This window comes from Pseudomonas sp. LBUM1670, assembly GCF_059695695.1.
In genome coordinates this window covers 5415710-5427901 of the sequence record NZ_CP166783.1, presented here as the reverse complement: position 1 = coordinate 5427901, position 12192 = coordinate 5415710, and the positions used below count along the sequence as shown (strand labels likewise).

The following is a 12192-nucleotide window of genomic DNA, read 5'->3' as shown; positions in this document are numbered from 1 at the left end:
GTTTCCGGTCAATTTTCGCAGTGCTGAACTGCACGAGTTTGTAAGTGGGAGGTTTTTTCGTATGACCAATTCTTTGCAACCTGCATATGCTCTGGTCCCGGGTGCGAACCTGGAGGCCTATGTGCACACCGTGAACAGCATTCCTTTGCTGACGCCGGAGCAGGAGCGTGAACTGGCCGAGAGTCTCTATTATGAGCAGGATTTGGGGGCGGCTCGGCAGATGGTGCTCGCCCACCTGCGTTTTGTCGTACATATCGCCCGTAGCTATTCCGGCTACGGTCTGGCTCAGGCTGACCTGATCCAGGAAGGCAACGTCGGCCTGATGAAGGCCGTGAAGCGCTTCAACCCGGAAATGGGCGTGCGTCTGGTTTCGTTCGCTGTGCACTGGATCAAGGCGGAAATCCACGAATTCATCCTGCGCAACTGGCGCATCGTGAAAGTCGCGACCACCAAGGCCCAGCGCAAGCTGTTCTTCAACCTGCGCAGCCAGAAGAAGCGTCTGGCGTGGCTGAACAACGAGGAAGTCCACCGTGTGGCGGAAAGCCTCGGCGTAGAGCCGCGGGAAGTGCGCGAGATGGAAAGTCGCCTGACCGGCCATGACATGGCCTTCGACCCGGCCGCAGAAGCGGACGACGACAGCGCTTTCCAGTCGCCGGCCAACTATCTGGAAGACCACCGGTACGACCCGGCCCGTCAACTGGAAGACGCCGACTGGAGCGACAACTCCAATCACAACCTGCACGAAGCGCTGGAAGTGCTGGACGACCGCAGCCGTGACATCCTTTATCAGCGCTGGTTGGCTGAAGAGAAAGCCACGCTGCACGACCTGGCGCAGAAGTACAACGTGTCGGCCGAGCGTATTCGTCAGCTCGAGAAGAGTGCGATGAACAAGCTCAAGTTGTCGATCGCCGCTTAAACTGCGCGAAGGCAATAAAAAAACGCCCCGATCATTGATCGGGGCGTTTTTGTGTGTGCGAGCTATTCCCGCATCACATCGACCCCCTGTAGGAGCGAGGCTTGCCCGCGAAGGCGGTGTGTCAGCCGATGAAGATGGTGGCTGATACATCGCCTTCGCGGGCAAGCCTCGCTCCTACAGGGATCGCTTCAATTCATTGAGCCCACGGCGCCCGGCGTGAGTCATTAAGCCCCAGCAGATAGCTGTCGCCACCCAATTGGCTCATCTGCTGCCGAATCCACCCGGCTCGTCGCGCAACGTAGTTGGTCGGATGGCTAGCACTCCACACTCGCGGGTTTGGCAACACGGCGGCAAGCAGGCTCGATTGCTGACGACTAAGGCCTTTAGCGCTTACCCCAAAGTGATGCCGGGCCGCCGCTTCCGCGCCAAACACCCCGTCATCCCACTCGACGCTGTTCAGGTAAACCTCAAGAATCCGCTGCTTGGGCCAAAGCACCTCGATCAGCCCGGTAAACCAGGCTTCAAGCCCTTTGCGCAACCAGCTGCGCCCCGACCACAAAAACAGGTTCTTCGAGACTTGCTGGCTCAATGTACTGGCGCCGCGAACCGAACCACCCAGCTCGTTGTGGGCCAGTGCGGCGCGGATCGCACCCAGGTCAAAACCCCAATGCTCCGGAAATTTCTGATCCTCGCCGGCAATCACTGCGACTTTCAGGTCATCGGAGATTTCATCCCAGGGTTTCCAGGTGCGTTGCAGGTCAATCGGCTTACCGTCGAACCAGGATTCGACCTTGCGCTCGACCATCAGCGTCGTGCCCGGTGGCGGCACCACGCGAAAAATCAGCACCAGCAATACGCTGCCACCCGCGAACCAGAGCAGGGCCTTCGTGAATCGTCGCAAAAATAAACGCAGCATAGAGATGGCTTGGCCGAACCCGTTGAGCGGGCCATTATACAGACCCTGTTGATCGAGTCTGACTGGAGTTCTTCATGCTGCGTGGCTTTCTGATGCTGGCCGCTTTCTTCGGTTTCACCGGCGTTGCCCTTGGCGCGTTCGCCGCCCATGGCCTGAAAAACCGGCTGACGCCTGAATACCTGGCGATCTTCCACACCGGTGTCACCTACCAATTGGTTCACACCTTGGCATTGCTGGGTGTTGCGCTGCTGGCCACACAGATTCCGGGTCGGCTGATCACTTGGGCCGGCGCCTCGTTTGTCATCGGCATCCTGCTGTTTTCCGGCAGTCTGTATGTGTTGAGCCTGACCGGCGTCAGCAAGCTCGGGATCATCACGCCATTCGGTGGCTTGGCATTCCTGGTCGGTTGGCTCTGCCTGGGCCTTGCTGCCTGGCGACTGAACTGACCTTGTAGGAGCGAGGCTTGCCCGCGAAGGCGTAGTGTCAGTCACCATCATCATCGACTGACACTACGCTTTCGCGGGCAAGCCTCGCTCCTACAGGGATTGTGTTTCAAGACGAATGGCTTGGGTCAGCCTGACTGATCGGGCTAGAATGCCTGCCCCTAAAAATGATGGCGGCATTCGGCATGCGCATTCAGTTGAACGGCGAATCCCTTGAACTGCCCGACGGTGAAACCGTTGCGGCCCTGCTGACCCGTCTGGAACTGACCGGACGCCGGGTGGCGGTCGAACTCAATCTGGATATCGTCCCGCGCAGTCAGCATGCGGAAACCACATTGAACGACGGCGATTCCGTCGAAGTGGTTCACGCCATCGGCGGCGGCTAGTCGCCGGGCCCATAAGGGCACAGAATTCTGCAAGAACCTCACCCCAACAGAGGATTTCCCATGAGCATCGTTCGTAGCGACAAGCCCTTCGTCCTGGCCGGTCGTACTTACCAGTCGCGTTTGCTGGTAGGCACCGGCAAATACCGCGACATGGAAGAAACCCGCCTGGCCATCGAAGCATCGGGCGCCGAGATCGTCACTGTCGCCGTGCGCCGGACCAACATCGGCCAGAACCCGGGCGAACCGAACCTGCTCGATATCCTGCCGCCGGATCGCTACACCATCCTGCCGAACACCGCCGGTTGCTACGACGCCATCGAAGCCGTGCGCACCTGCCGCCTGGCCCGTGAGCTGCTCGATGGCCACAACCTGGTGAAGCTGGAAGTGCTGGCGGACCAGAAAACCCTGTTCCCCAACGTCATCGAAACCCTCAAGGCCGCCGAAGTGCTGGTCAAGGAAGGCTTCGACGTGATGGTTTACACCAGCGATGACCCGATCATTGCCCGTCAACTGGCGGAAATCGGCTGCATCGCGGTCATGCCGCTGGCCGGTCTGATCGGCACGGGCCTGGGGATCTGCAACCCGTACAACCTGCAGATCATCCTCGAAGAAGCCAAGATTCCCGTGCTGGTGGATGCCGGGGTTGGTACGGCTTCCGATGCCACCATCGCCATGGAGCTGGGTTGCGAAGCGGTGCTGATGAACTCGGCCATCGCCAATGCCCAGCGGCCGATCATGATGGCTGAAGCCATGAAACACGCCATCGTTGCGGGCCGCCTGGCCTACCTCGCCGGCCGCATGCCGAAAAAACTCTATGCCAGCGCCTCTTCGCCGCTGGATGGTCTGATCAAGTAAGAGCCATTGATGACTGAATCAAACGACACGCCAATCCAGACGGAAGAAGGCGACGAGCGCCAACACCGCCGCATCAAGAGTTTCGTGATGCGCGCCGGTCGCATGACCGAAGGTCAGCAACGCGGCCTGGACCAGGGCACGCCGCTGTTCGTGCTGCCATTGGCCGATGCGCCGGTGGATTACGACCAGGTGTTCGGTCGCTCGGCACCGCGCTCGCTGGAAATCGGTTTCGGCATGGGCCATTCGCTGCTGGAAATGGCAGCGGCCTCGCCGGAACAGGATTTCATTGGCGTGGAAGTTCACCGTCCGGGTGTTGGCGCGCTGCTTAACGGCGTGCTGACTCAGGGCCTGACCAACCTGCGGGTCTACGATTGCGACGCGATCGAAGTGCTCAACCGTTGCGTGGCCGACAACAGCCTCGATCGCCTGATGCTGTTTTTCCCGGACCCGTGGCACAAGAGCCGTCATCACAAGCGCCGTATCGTTCAGGCGTCGTTCGCTGAGCTGGTGCGCAGCAAGTTGAAGGTCGGCGGTGTGCTGCACATGGCCACCGACTGGGAACCGTACGCCGAGTACATGCTGGAAGTGATGAACGTTGCGCCGGGCTATCGCAACCTGGCCGAAGACGGCAAGTGCGTTCCGCGCCCGGCCGAGCGCCCGATCACCAAGTTCGAACGCCGTGGCGAACGTCTTGGGCATGGCGTTTGGGACCTGAAGTTCGAGAAACAGTCCTAAACCCTACGCAATACAAAAATGTGGGAGCGGGCTTGCTCGCGAAGAGGGAGTGTCAGTCGACGTTAATGTTGCCTGACACACCGCCTTCGCGAGCAAGCCCGCTCCCACATTTGTTTTGGGGTGTTTTCGAGATTTAACGGCGGTCGGCGACGACGCCAATCAACACCAACACCACCAACAACACCGGCGCCAAACTGTAGTTGTTGAACTGGCTCAAACCACGAACGATCCACGGTGTGGCGTAGATCAGCGCGACGCCGCTGCCGACCATGCACAGCAGGGCCATCAGCGGGACGCGCAACGCGCCGGCGATGCTGCCCAGGCGTTGGTCGACCCAGCCTTTGATGTCCGCGCCGAACAGCACCAGCAGGCAGCCCACCAGTGCCAGTGAGATTTCCGACAGGTTGCTGCGGCTCCAGCGGGAGGCGGTGGCGAGCAGGTCGAATATCAAATCCATTGGTTTTCCCTTAAGGCTGAAAATCAGCTCAGAAATTTTTGCAGCAAGTCATTGAGGAACAGTTGCCCGCGCTCGGTGGCCGCCAGACGTGACGGTTCGACCTGCAACAGGCCGCTTTGTTCGGCGTCGAGGCGGCCTTCGGCGAGGCTTTCCAGGCTCAGCCCGGTGCGCTCCGGGTACAGCCGCGATTCGACGCCATCAGTCAGGCGCAAAGCGTTCATCAGGAATTCGAACGGCAATTCTTCATTGGTCAGTGCCTTCTCGCCAGCCTTGAAGCTTTTCGCCGGGTTGAGGTAGTCCTTCGGCAGGCGTGTCTTCCAGGTGCGCACGATGCGCCCGTCCGGGTGACTGAGCTTGCCGTGGGCGCCGGCGCCGATGCCGATGAAGTCGCCAAAACTCCAGTAGTTGAGGTTATGCCGCGCCGGGCGACCGGGCCGGGCATAGGCCGAGACTTCGTATTGCGCGTAACCGTGTTCGGCGAGCAGCGCCTGACCGGCTTCCTGAATGTCCCACAGCGTGTCGTCTTCCGGCAGCGTCGGCGGCTGGTTCCAGAACACCGTGTTCGGCTCCAGCGTCAGCTGATACCAGGACAAGTGGGTCGGTTTCAGGGCGATGGCCTGGCGCAGGTCGCTCAACGCATCGTCCAGCGACTGATCGGGCAAACCATGCATCAAGTCGAGGTTGAAGTTATCGAACCCGGCCTGACGCGCCATGCCGGCGGCTCGCACCGCTTCATCGCCATTGTGAATCCGCCCCAGCGCCTTGAGTTTCTCTTCCTGAAAGCTCTGGATGCCGATCGACAGTCGATTGATGCCCAATGCGCGGTAAGCGACGAACTTCTCTTGCTCGAACGTCCCCGGATTGGCTTCCAGGGTGATTTCGATGTCACTGGCAAACGGAATGCGCTGCTCAACGCCTTTGAGCAAGCGGCCCAAGGCCTCGGCGCTGAACAGGCTCGGCGTGCCGCCACCAAAGAAGATCGAGCTCAGCTCGCGACCGTAGACCGTGTGCAGGTCCTGATCGAGATCGGCCAGCAAGGCGTCGACGTATTCCTGCTCCGGCAGCACCGGGCTGGCCGTGTGGGAGTTGAAGTCGCAATAAGGGCATTTGCGCACACACCACGGGATGTGGATGTACAGCGCCAGGGGCGGCAGCGTTGGCAGTGCGGCCCGAGGCGATTGTGCGGCACCGCCGAAGATCAGCGGTGACGCGGATGATTCATGGGTCATATCAGGCCTAGACGCTGGCGCAGCAGATCCATTGCACGGGCGCGGTGGCTGATGAGGTTCTTTTCGTTCGGGCTTAGCTCGGCGCTGGAGCAATCGCGCGACGGCACCCAGAACAGCGGGTCGTAGCCAAACCCGTGTTCACCGCTGGCCTGGGTCAGGATGCGCCCGTGCCAAAGACCTTCGCAGAGGATCGGCAATGGATCGTCGGCGTGACGCACCAGCGCCAGAACGCAGACGAACTGCGCACCGCGCTCGGCTTCCGGCACGTCTTTCAAGGCGTCGAGCAGCTTGGCGTTGTTCGCCGCATCGCCCTGGCCATCGGCATAACGTGCCGAGTAGATCCCCGGCGCACCACCGAGGAAATCAACCGCTAGCCCGGAATCGTCGGCCAGCGCCGGCAGGCCGGAAATGCGCGCGGCATTGCGGGCCTTGAGGATGGCGTTCTCGACGAATGACAGGCCGGTTTCTTCAGGCTCGACGCTGCTGAACTCGCCGATCGAGCGCAGTTGCACCGAGCCGCCGAGCATGGCCTGGAGTTCCTTGAGTTTGCCGGCGTTGTGGCTGGCCAGTACGAGTTGCGTGAAGTTCATCATTCGCCGGGGAAAAGCTCTTGGTTGAAATTGATGGTGTTGGTTTTATCGCCGTTCTGCACCGTGATCTCGAAGGTGCGGACTTCCTGTTGATCGACCGGGAACTGGGCGATGTAGTAGATCGCGCCTTGTTCGGTGATCTGTTTGAATTTCAGTGGCACGGTCTGGCTGGTCAGGTCTTTGACCGAGCCGCTCACTTGAGCCATCTGCGGCTTGCCGTCCTTGAGCACCGAAATGTTGATCACGCCTTTATTCTTGCTGCGGGTGAGTTCCGCGGCTTTGGCGATGTCGGGTGTCAGGAACGTGGAGTTGAAGGTGTTGTAATGCACCGTCACATCGCCGAATTTTTCCTGACGGTCACCTTTGATGGCATCGGCGGCCATGGCGGTGACGCTCAGGCAGGCAGTGAGTAAAAACAGCGCTAGACGACCCATGATCGTTCTCCTTGGAATATCGTGGTTCAGACCGCGACCTTGTGGTCTTGCAGCCCCGGGCTGCTGACGCGGTAGATACCGATCTCACCTAACAGATTAGGCCAAAGCTTACTGGCCCACCCGTGCCGATGCTGTTGATCCACGGCAAGCCGATCAATGACCTTGGCTTCACGTTCGCGGCAAAGTGCTTCAAAGTCTTCGAAGGTGCAGAAGTGGATGTTCGGCGTGTTGTACCAGGTGTACGGCAGAAACTCGGACACCGGCATCCGGCCCTTGCTCGCCAGGTACCAGCGGCAGCGCCAGTGACCGAAGTTGGGGAAGGTGATGATGCATTGGCGACCGACCCGCAGCATTTCGTCGAGGATCTTGTCCGGGTAATGCACGGCTTGCAGCGCCTGAGTCATGACCACGATGTCGAAACTGTTGCTGGCAAAGTTGCCGAGGCCCTTGTCCAGATCCTGCTCGATCACGTTGATGCCCTTGGCCACACACTCGGCGATGTTGTCCGGGTCGTTTTCCAGGCCGTAACCGGTGACTTGCTTGTTGTCCCGCAGCCACGTCAGCAGCTCGCCGTCACCGCAACCGAGGTCGAGCACGCGGCTGCCGGCGGGGATCCATTCCTGGATGATTTCCAGATCAGCTCTCATGGCTTTCTCACAACGTAATGCGGTTCATGTAATTGCTGAACGCCTGCAAATAGCGCGGGATCGGAATCAGGAAGGCGTCGTGGCCTTGCGGAGCGTCGATCTCGAGGTAGCAGACGTCTTTCTTGGCCGCCATCAGCGCGTCCACCAGTTCCCGCGAGCGGGCAGGGGAGAAGCGCCAGTCGGTGGTGAAGGACATCACGCAGAACTTGGCCGAGGCGCCGGCGAAGGTTTTCGCCAGGTCATCGTCGAAATTCGCCGCCGGGTCGAAGTAATCCAGTGCCTTGGTCATCAGCAGATAGGTGTTGGCGTCGAAACGACCGGAGAACTCTTCGCCCTGATAACGCAGGTAGCTTTCAACCTGGAACTCGACGCTGTGGAAGTCGTAATTGAGCTTTTCGCTCTTGAGGCCACGGCCAAATTTCTCACCCATGGAATCGTCGGACAGGTAAGTGATGTGCCCGACCATCCGCGCCAGCATCAAGCCGCGCTTGGGGATCACGCCCGCTTCCTGGAACGAACCGCCGTGGAACTCGGGGTCGGTGAGGATCGCCTGACGCGCCACTTCGTTGAAAGCGATGTTCTGTGCCGACAGTTTCGGTGCCGAGGCGATGGCCAGGCAGTGACGAATGCGATCGGGGTAGGTGATGCTCCACTGCATCGCCTGCATGCCGCCGAGGCTGCCGCCAATGACCGCTGCCCATTGGCTGATGCCGATCCGGTCGGCCAGACGTGCCTGGCTGTGCACCCAGTCTTCCACGGTCAGCACCGGGAAATCGGCGCCGAACGGTTTACCGGTCTCCGGGTTGACGCTGCTCGGGCCGGTGGAGCCGTTGCAACCGCCGAGGTTGTTCAGGCTGACCACGAAGAACTTGCTGGTGTCGATCGGCTTGCCGGGACCGATGCAGCTGTCCCACCAACCGGGCTTGCGGTCGTCGGGGCTGTGGAAACCGGCAGCGTGGTGGTGACCGGACAAGGCGTGGCAGATCAGCACGGCGTTGCTCGCCGTGGCGTTCAGCGTGCCGTAGGTTTCGTAAATCAGGTCATAGGCCGGGAGCGAGCGGCCGCAGGCCAGAGCCAGGGGTTCGCTGAAGTGCGCCACTTGCGGCGTCACCAGACCAACAGAATCGGGGGGAAAGGCAGTTGGCATCGACCCTGCTCTCGTTGAAATGAGGCGTAAGTCTAAAGACCGGTGGGGTTAGCGGCAAGCAAAGGCCGGGCCTGATTTCATTCAGTCAGACCGAGGTGCGGCATTCGCGAGCAAGCCCGCTCCCACAGGGGGATGCATTTCAAAATGTGGGAGCGGGCTTGCTCGCGAAAAACGATGACACGGTGAGCCTGCCGATCAGATCAGCAGGCGCAGGATTTCCGGCATCATCGTCATCGCGGCGAGGTTGTTGATCACCAGCATGTCGATCAGCTTCAGCGCCATGAACGCGAGGATCGGCGAGATATCCAGGCCGCCGAGGTTCGGCACGATCTTGCGGAACGGCGCCAGGGCCGGCTCGCAGATCTGGTTCACCAGCTCGGCGCCAGGGTTATGGCTGCCCGGTGCGACCCAGGACAGGATCACGCTGATGATCAGGGCAAAGAAGAAAATCTTCATGAACAGCGCGGTCACGCCAATCAGCGACCAGATCAGCAATTGCAGCGGGTTGCCGGTGGTGCCGTAGGTCAGCAGCAGGGTGAGGGCCATCAGCGCCAGTTGCACGAGAATCGCCAGCACCAGCGAGGACATGTCCAGGCCGAACATGCTCGGGATGACCCGGCGCAGCGGCTTGAGCAGCGGCTGAGTGGCCTTGACAGCGAACTGGCACAACGGGTTGTAGAAGTTCGCGCGCACCAGTTGCAGAACGAAGCGCAGCAGCACGATCAGCAGGTACAGGCTGCCGAGGGTTTGCAGCACGTAGACCGCTGCAGTGTTCAATCCAATCATGTAAGGCTCCTTATTGACCCAGTTGTTCGGCCATCTCGGCCGAGCGGTGCGCAGCGGCGCCAAGTGCTTTTTCTACCAGGGCTTCGAAGCCACCAGCCTGGAACGATTTGATTGCAGCTTCTGTGGTGCCCGCAGGCGAGGTCACGCGGCGACGCAGTTCAGCGGCGTCGACATCGCTGGAAACCGCCATGTGCGCGGCGCCCAATGCGGTTTGCAGGGTCAGCTGGGCAGCAATGTCTGCCGGCAGGCCGAGCTTCACGCCCGCGGCGGTCATGGCTTCGATCAGCAGGAAGAAGTACGCAGGGCCCGAGCCGGAAACGGCGGTGACCGCGTCCAGTTGCTGTTCTTCGTTCAACCATAGGGCGATGCCGACGGCCGACAGCAGTTCTTCAGCCTGTTGGCGTTGCTCTGCGGTCACCTCGGCGGTGGCGAACAAACCGCTCACGCCCTGACGCAGCAGCGCCGGGGTGTTGGGCATGCAGCGCACGATCGGTTGGGCGCCGAGCCAGTTGTTCATGCTGGCGCAGGTGATGCCGGCAGCGATGGACACCACCAGTTGATTTGGCTTCAAGCTTGGGCGAATCGCTTCGCACACGGCTTTCATCGCCTGGGGTTTGACCGCCAGCACGACGACGTCCGCGCCTTGAATGGCCTCAGCGTTGTCGGCGAATACTTCGATGCCGTGTTCAGCGTTCACTTTGGCGCGGGTTTCAACGCCCGGATCGCTGGCGCGGATCTGCGCGGCGTCCAGACCATTGGCGCGCAGGCCGCCGATCAGGCTGGCGGCCATGTTGCCGGCACCGATAAAGGCAATACGAGTCTTGCTCATGTCAGGTCCTTATAAAGAGTGTTGTCAGCCATTGTTCATGGCTGACCGTAGTCGCGGGCACCAAACAGGGCCGTACCGATGCGGACCCAGGTGGCGCCCATGGCGATGGCCGACTCAAGGTCATGGCTCATGCCCATGGAAAGTGTGTCGAGCGGCAGGTTCAGGCTGGCTTGCAGGCTTTGCACGGCAGCAAAAGCAGCGTCCTGGGCGGCGCGATCTTCAGTCGGCTCGGGAATCGCCATCAGCCCGCGCAGCTTGAGGCGCGGCAGTTCGTTGATGGCGTGGGCCAGGGCGGGCAAATCGGCCGGGGTGCAGCCGGATTTGCTGGCTTCCCCGCTGACATTGACCTGGATGCAGATGTTCAGTGGCGGCAGATCGGCAGGACGTTGTTCGGACAGGCGTTGTGCGATTTTCAAACGATCCACGGAATGCACCCAAGCGAAGTGCTCGGCGATAGCGCGAGTCTTGTTCGATTGAATGGGGCCGATGAAGTGCCAGATCAAGGGCAGGTCGGCCAATTCGAGCTGTTTGCCCAGGGCTTCCTGCAAGTAATTCTCGCCAAAGTCGCGCAGGCCGGCGGCGTGGGCCTCACGCACGGCGTCGGCGGGCTTGGTTTTGCTCACGGCCAATAGCTGGACGCTGTGTTCGTCACGGTGGACGGCAAGGGCGGCAGCCCGGATGCGTGAACTAACCAGTGCAAAGTTGTCTGCTATCGTGGACATTCAAGAGGCGCCAGCGGGTCTGAGGTTGGCGGCATTCTACTGGAATTGAGGAGTGCTATGGATATCACTGAACTCTTGGCGTTCAGCGCCAAACAAGGAGCGTCCGACCTGCACCTGTCGGCAGGCCTGCCACCGATGATTCGCGTCGATGGCGATGTGCGGCGCATCAACCTGCCGGCTCTGGACCACAAGGAGGTGCATGAGCTGATCTACGACATCATGAACGACCTCCAGCGGGTGGACTTCGAGAAGCATCTTGAAACCGACTTTTCCTTCGAAGTACCCGGCGTGGCGCGTTTTCGGGTTAACGCCTTCAACCAGAATCGTGGTGCAGGCGCCGTATTCCGGACCATTCCGTCCAAGGTCCTGAGCATGGACGACCTGGGCATGGGGGAAGTGTTTCGCAAGATTACCGAGTCGCCCCGAGGCCTGGTGCTGGTGACCGGCCCGACCGGTTCCGGCAAGTCCACCACCCTGGCGGCGATGATCGATCACCTGAACAGCAATCGCCATCACCACATTCTTACCATCGAAGACCCGATCGAGTTCGTCCACGAATCACGCAAATGCCTGATTAATCAGCGCGAAGTCCATCGCGATACCCGCAGCTTCGCCACGGCCCTGCGCTCGGCCCTGCGGGAGGACCCGGATGTGATTCTGGTGGGGGAGTTGCGGGATCTGGAGACCATTCGTCTGGCGCTGACCGCTGCCGAGACCGGTCACCTGGTGTTCGGCACGCTGCACACCACGTCGGCGGCGAAAACCATCGACCGGGTGGTGGATGTGTTTCCGGGGGATGAGAAGTCGATGGTGCGTTCGATGCTGTCCGAATCATTGCTGGCGGTAGTGTCGCAGACGCTGGTGAAGAAGATCGGCGGTGGGCGCATTGCAGCGCACGAGATCATGTTGGGGACATCGGCGATCCGTAACCTGATCCGCGAAGACAAGGTCGCGCAGATGTACTCGTCGATTCAGACCGGCGGGAGTCTGGGGATGCAGACGCTGGATATGTGCTTGAAGGATTTGGTGACCAAAGGCTTGATCACCCGCGAGCATGCGCGGGAGAAGGCGCGGTCGCCGGATAACTTCTGAGGGTTGGA

Annotated in this window: 16 protein-coding genes; 6 read left to right on the top strand and 10 right to left on the bottom strand. The window is 60.6% G+C overall.

Going from position 1 to position 12192, the window contains the following annotated elements:
• Window positions 1–61 precede the first annotated feature (61 nt).
• On the top strand, window positions 62–916 hold the full coding sequence (gene rpoH, locus ACA073_RS24855; RefSeq protein ID WP_007897890.1) for an RNA polymerase sigma factor RpoH: 855 nt from the start codon (window positions 62–64) through the stop codon (window positions 914–916).
• Window positions 917–1109: 193 nt separating this feature from the next.
• Here the strand turns inward: rpoH and mtgA are convergent, their stop codons facing one another.
• The gene (gene mtgA, locus ACA073_RS24850) at window positions 1110–1832 is read right to left on the bottom strand and encodes a monofunctional biosynthetic peptidoglycan transglycosylase (RefSeq protein WP_497400223.1); all 723 of its coding nucleotides are present in this window, start codon (window positions 1830–1832) and stop codon (window positions 1110–1112) included.
• A 74-nt stretch (window positions 1833–1906) separates the two neighbouring features.
• Between mtgA and ACA073_RS24845 the strand changes: the two genes are divergently transcribed.
• The 4 genes from ACA073_RS24845 to trmB all read left to right on the top strand — a co-directional run bounded on the left by ACA073_RS24845 (window position 1907) and on the right by trmB (window position 4251).
• On the top strand, window positions 1907–2278 hold the full coding sequence (locus ACA073_RS24845) for a DUF423 domain-containing protein (RefSeq protein ID WP_497400221.1): 372 nt from the start codon (window positions 1907–1909) through the stop codon (window positions 2276–2278).
• A 182-nt stretch (window positions 2279–2460) separates the two neighbouring features.
• Window positions 2461–2661: a sulfur carrier protein ThiS gene (gene thiS / locus ACA073_RS24840; RefSeq protein WP_007897898.1), complete on the top strand. Its 201-nt coding sequence runs from the start codon at window positions 2461–2463 to the stop codon at window positions 2659–2661.
• 60 nt (window positions 2662–2721) lie between these two features.
• The gene (locus ACA073_RS24835) at window positions 2722–3516 is read left to right on the top strand and encodes a thiazole synthase (RefSeq protein WP_497400219.1); all 795 of its coding nucleotides are present in this window, start codon (window positions 2722–2724) and stop codon (window positions 3514–3516) included.
• Between the two features lie 9 nt (window positions 3517–3525).
• Complete coding sequence (trmB, locus tag ACA073_RS24830; protein ID WP_224538969.1) at window positions 3526–4251, top strand: tRNA (guanosine(46)-N7)-methyltransferase TrmB; 726 nt, start codon at window positions 3526–3528, stop codon at window positions 4249–4251.
• Window positions 4252–4384: 133 nt separating this feature from the next.
• On the opposite strand, the gene ACA073_RS24825 is transcribed toward trmB, so the two are convergent.
• From ACA073_RS24825 to ACA073_RS24785, 9 genes are all read right to left on the bottom strand, one after another.
• Window positions 4385–4708, bottom strand: a complete 324-nt coding sequence (locus tag ACA073_RS24825; protein ID WP_497400217.1) for a DUF3392 domain-containing protein — start codon at window positions 4706–4708, stop codon at window positions 4385–4387.
• A 23-nt stretch (window positions 4709–4731) separates the two neighbouring features.
• Complete coding sequence (gene hemW, locus ACA073_RS24820; RefSeq protein WP_497400215.1) at window positions 4732–5937, bottom strand: radical SAM family heme chaperone HemW; 1206 nt, start codon at window positions 5935–5937, stop codon at window positions 4732–4734.
• Complete coding sequence (rdgB, locus tag ACA073_RS24815; protein WP_497400213.1) at window positions 5934–6530, bottom strand: RdgB/HAM1 family non-canonical purine NTP pyrophosphatase; 597 nt, start codon at window positions 6528–6530, stop codon at window positions 5934–5936. Before rdgB ends, hemW begins: the two co-directional genes overlap by 4 nt.
• Window positions 6527–6961: a DUF4426 domain-containing protein gene (locus ACA073_RS24810; RefSeq protein WP_497400211.1), complete on the bottom strand. Its 435-nt coding sequence runs from the start codon at window positions 6959–6961 to the stop codon at window positions 6527–6529. Before ACA073_RS24810 ends, rdgB begins: the two co-directional genes overlap by 4 nt.
• Before the next feature lie 26 nt (window positions 6962–6987).
• On the bottom strand, window positions 6988–7608 hold the full coding sequence (metW, locus tag ACA073_RS24805) for a methionine biosynthesis protein MetW (protein ID WP_027926558.1): 621 nt from the start codon (window positions 7606–7608) through the stop codon (window positions 6988–6990).
• A gap of 7 nt (window positions 7609–7615) precedes the next feature.
• Entirely contained in the window at window positions 7616–8755 is a 1140-nt protein-coding gene (gene metX / locus ACA073_RS24800; protein ID WP_497400209.1) for a homoserine O-succinyltransferase MetX, read from the bottom strand.
• A gap of 195 nt (window positions 8756–8950) precedes the next feature.
• On the bottom strand, window positions 8951–9541 hold the full coding sequence (locus ACA073_RS24795) for a YggT family protein (RefSeq protein ID WP_497400207.1): 591 nt from the start codon (window positions 9539–9541) through the stop codon (window positions 8951–8953).
• 10 nt (window positions 9542–9551) lie between these two features.
• Entirely contained in the window at window positions 9552–10370 is an 819-nt protein-coding gene (gene proC / locus ACA073_RS24790; RefSeq protein ID WP_497400205.1) for a pyrroline-5-carboxylate reductase, read from the bottom strand.
• Window positions 10371–10405: 35 nt separating this feature from the next.
• A complete protein-coding gene (locus ACA073_RS24785) occupies window positions 10406–11092 on the bottom strand; it encodes a YggS family pyridoxal phosphate-dependent enzyme (protein WP_497400203.1) in 687 nt (228 codons plus the stop codon).
• Window positions 11093–11149: 57 nt separating this feature from the next.
• Between ACA073_RS24785 and ACA073_RS24780 the strand changes: the two genes are divergently transcribed.
• Window positions 11150–12184: a type IV pilus twitching motility protein PilT gene (locus ACA073_RS24780; protein WP_497400202.1), complete on the top strand. Its 1035-nt coding sequence runs from the start codon at window positions 11150–11152 to the stop codon at window positions 12182–12184.
• Window positions 12185–12192: the final 8 nt, after the last annotated feature.

What these genes read in the sequence shown, in the direction of transcription:
- ACA073_RS24785 (WP_497400203.1), bottom strand. Translation starts at nt 11,092, where the DNA reads ATGTCCACGATAGCAGACAACTTTGCACTGGTTAGTTCACGCATCCGG.
- hemW (WP_497400215.1), bottom strand. Translation starts at nt 5,937, where the DNA reads ATGACCCATGAATCATCCGCGTCACCGCTGATCTTCGGCGGTGCCGCA.
- ACA073_RS24795 (WP_497400207.1), bottom strand. Translation starts at nt 9,541, where the DNA reads ATGATTGGATTGAACACTGCAGCGGTCTACGTGCTGCAAACCCTCGGC.
- ACA073_RS24780 (WP_497400202.1), top strand. Translation starts at nt 11,150, where the DNA reads ATGGATATCACTGAACTCTTGGCGTTCAGCGCCAAACAAGGAGCGTCC.
- ACA073_RS24825 (WP_497400217.1), bottom strand. Translation starts at nt 4,708, where the DNA reads ATGGATTTGATATTCGACCTGCTCGCCACCGCCTCCCGCTGGAGCCGC.
- proC (WP_497400205.1), bottom strand. Translation starts at nt 10,370, where the DNA reads ATGAGCAAGACTCGTATTGCCTTTATCGGTGCCGGCAACATGGCCGCC.
- rpoH (WP_007897890.1), top strand. Translation starts at nt 62, where the DNA reads ATGACCAATTCTTTGCAACCTGCATATGCTCTGGTCCCGGGTGCGAAC.
- ACA073_RS24845 (WP_497400221.1), top strand. Translation starts at nt 1,907, where the DNA reads ATGCTGCGTGGCTTTCTGATGCTGGCCGCTTTCTTCGGTTTCACCGGC.
- thiS (WP_007897898.1), top strand. Translation starts at nt 2,461, where the DNA reads ATGCGCATTCAGTTGAACGGCGAATCCCTTGAACTGCCCGACGGTGAA.
- mtgA (WP_497400223.1), bottom strand. Translation starts at nt 1,832, where the DNA reads ATGCTGCGTTTATTTTTGCGACGATTCACGAAGGCCCTGCTCTGGTTC.
- ACA073_RS24835 (WP_497400219.1), top strand. Translation starts at nt 2,722, where the DNA reads ATGAGCATCGTTCGTAGCGACAAGCCCTTCGTCCTGGCCGGTCGTACT.
- metW (WP_027926558.1), bottom strand. Translation starts at nt 7,608, where the DNA reads ATGAGAGCTGATCTGGAAATCATCCAGGAATGGATCCCCGCCGGCAGC.
- trmB (WP_224538969.1), top strand. Translation starts at nt 3,526, where the DNA reads ATGACTGAATCAAACGACACGCCAATCCAGACGGAAGAAGGCGACGAG.
- ACA073_RS24810 (WP_497400211.1), bottom strand. Translation starts at nt 6,961, where the DNA reads ATGGGTCGTCTAGCGCTGTTTTTACTCACTGCCTGCCTGAGCGTCACC.
- metX (WP_497400209.1), bottom strand. Translation starts at nt 8,755, where the DNA reads ATGCCAACTGCCTTTCCCCCCGATTCTGTTGGTCTGGTGACGCCGCAA.
- rdgB (WP_497400213.1), bottom strand. Translation starts at nt 6,530, where the DNA reads ATGATGAACTTCACGCAACTCGTACTGGCCAGCCACAACGCCGGCAAA.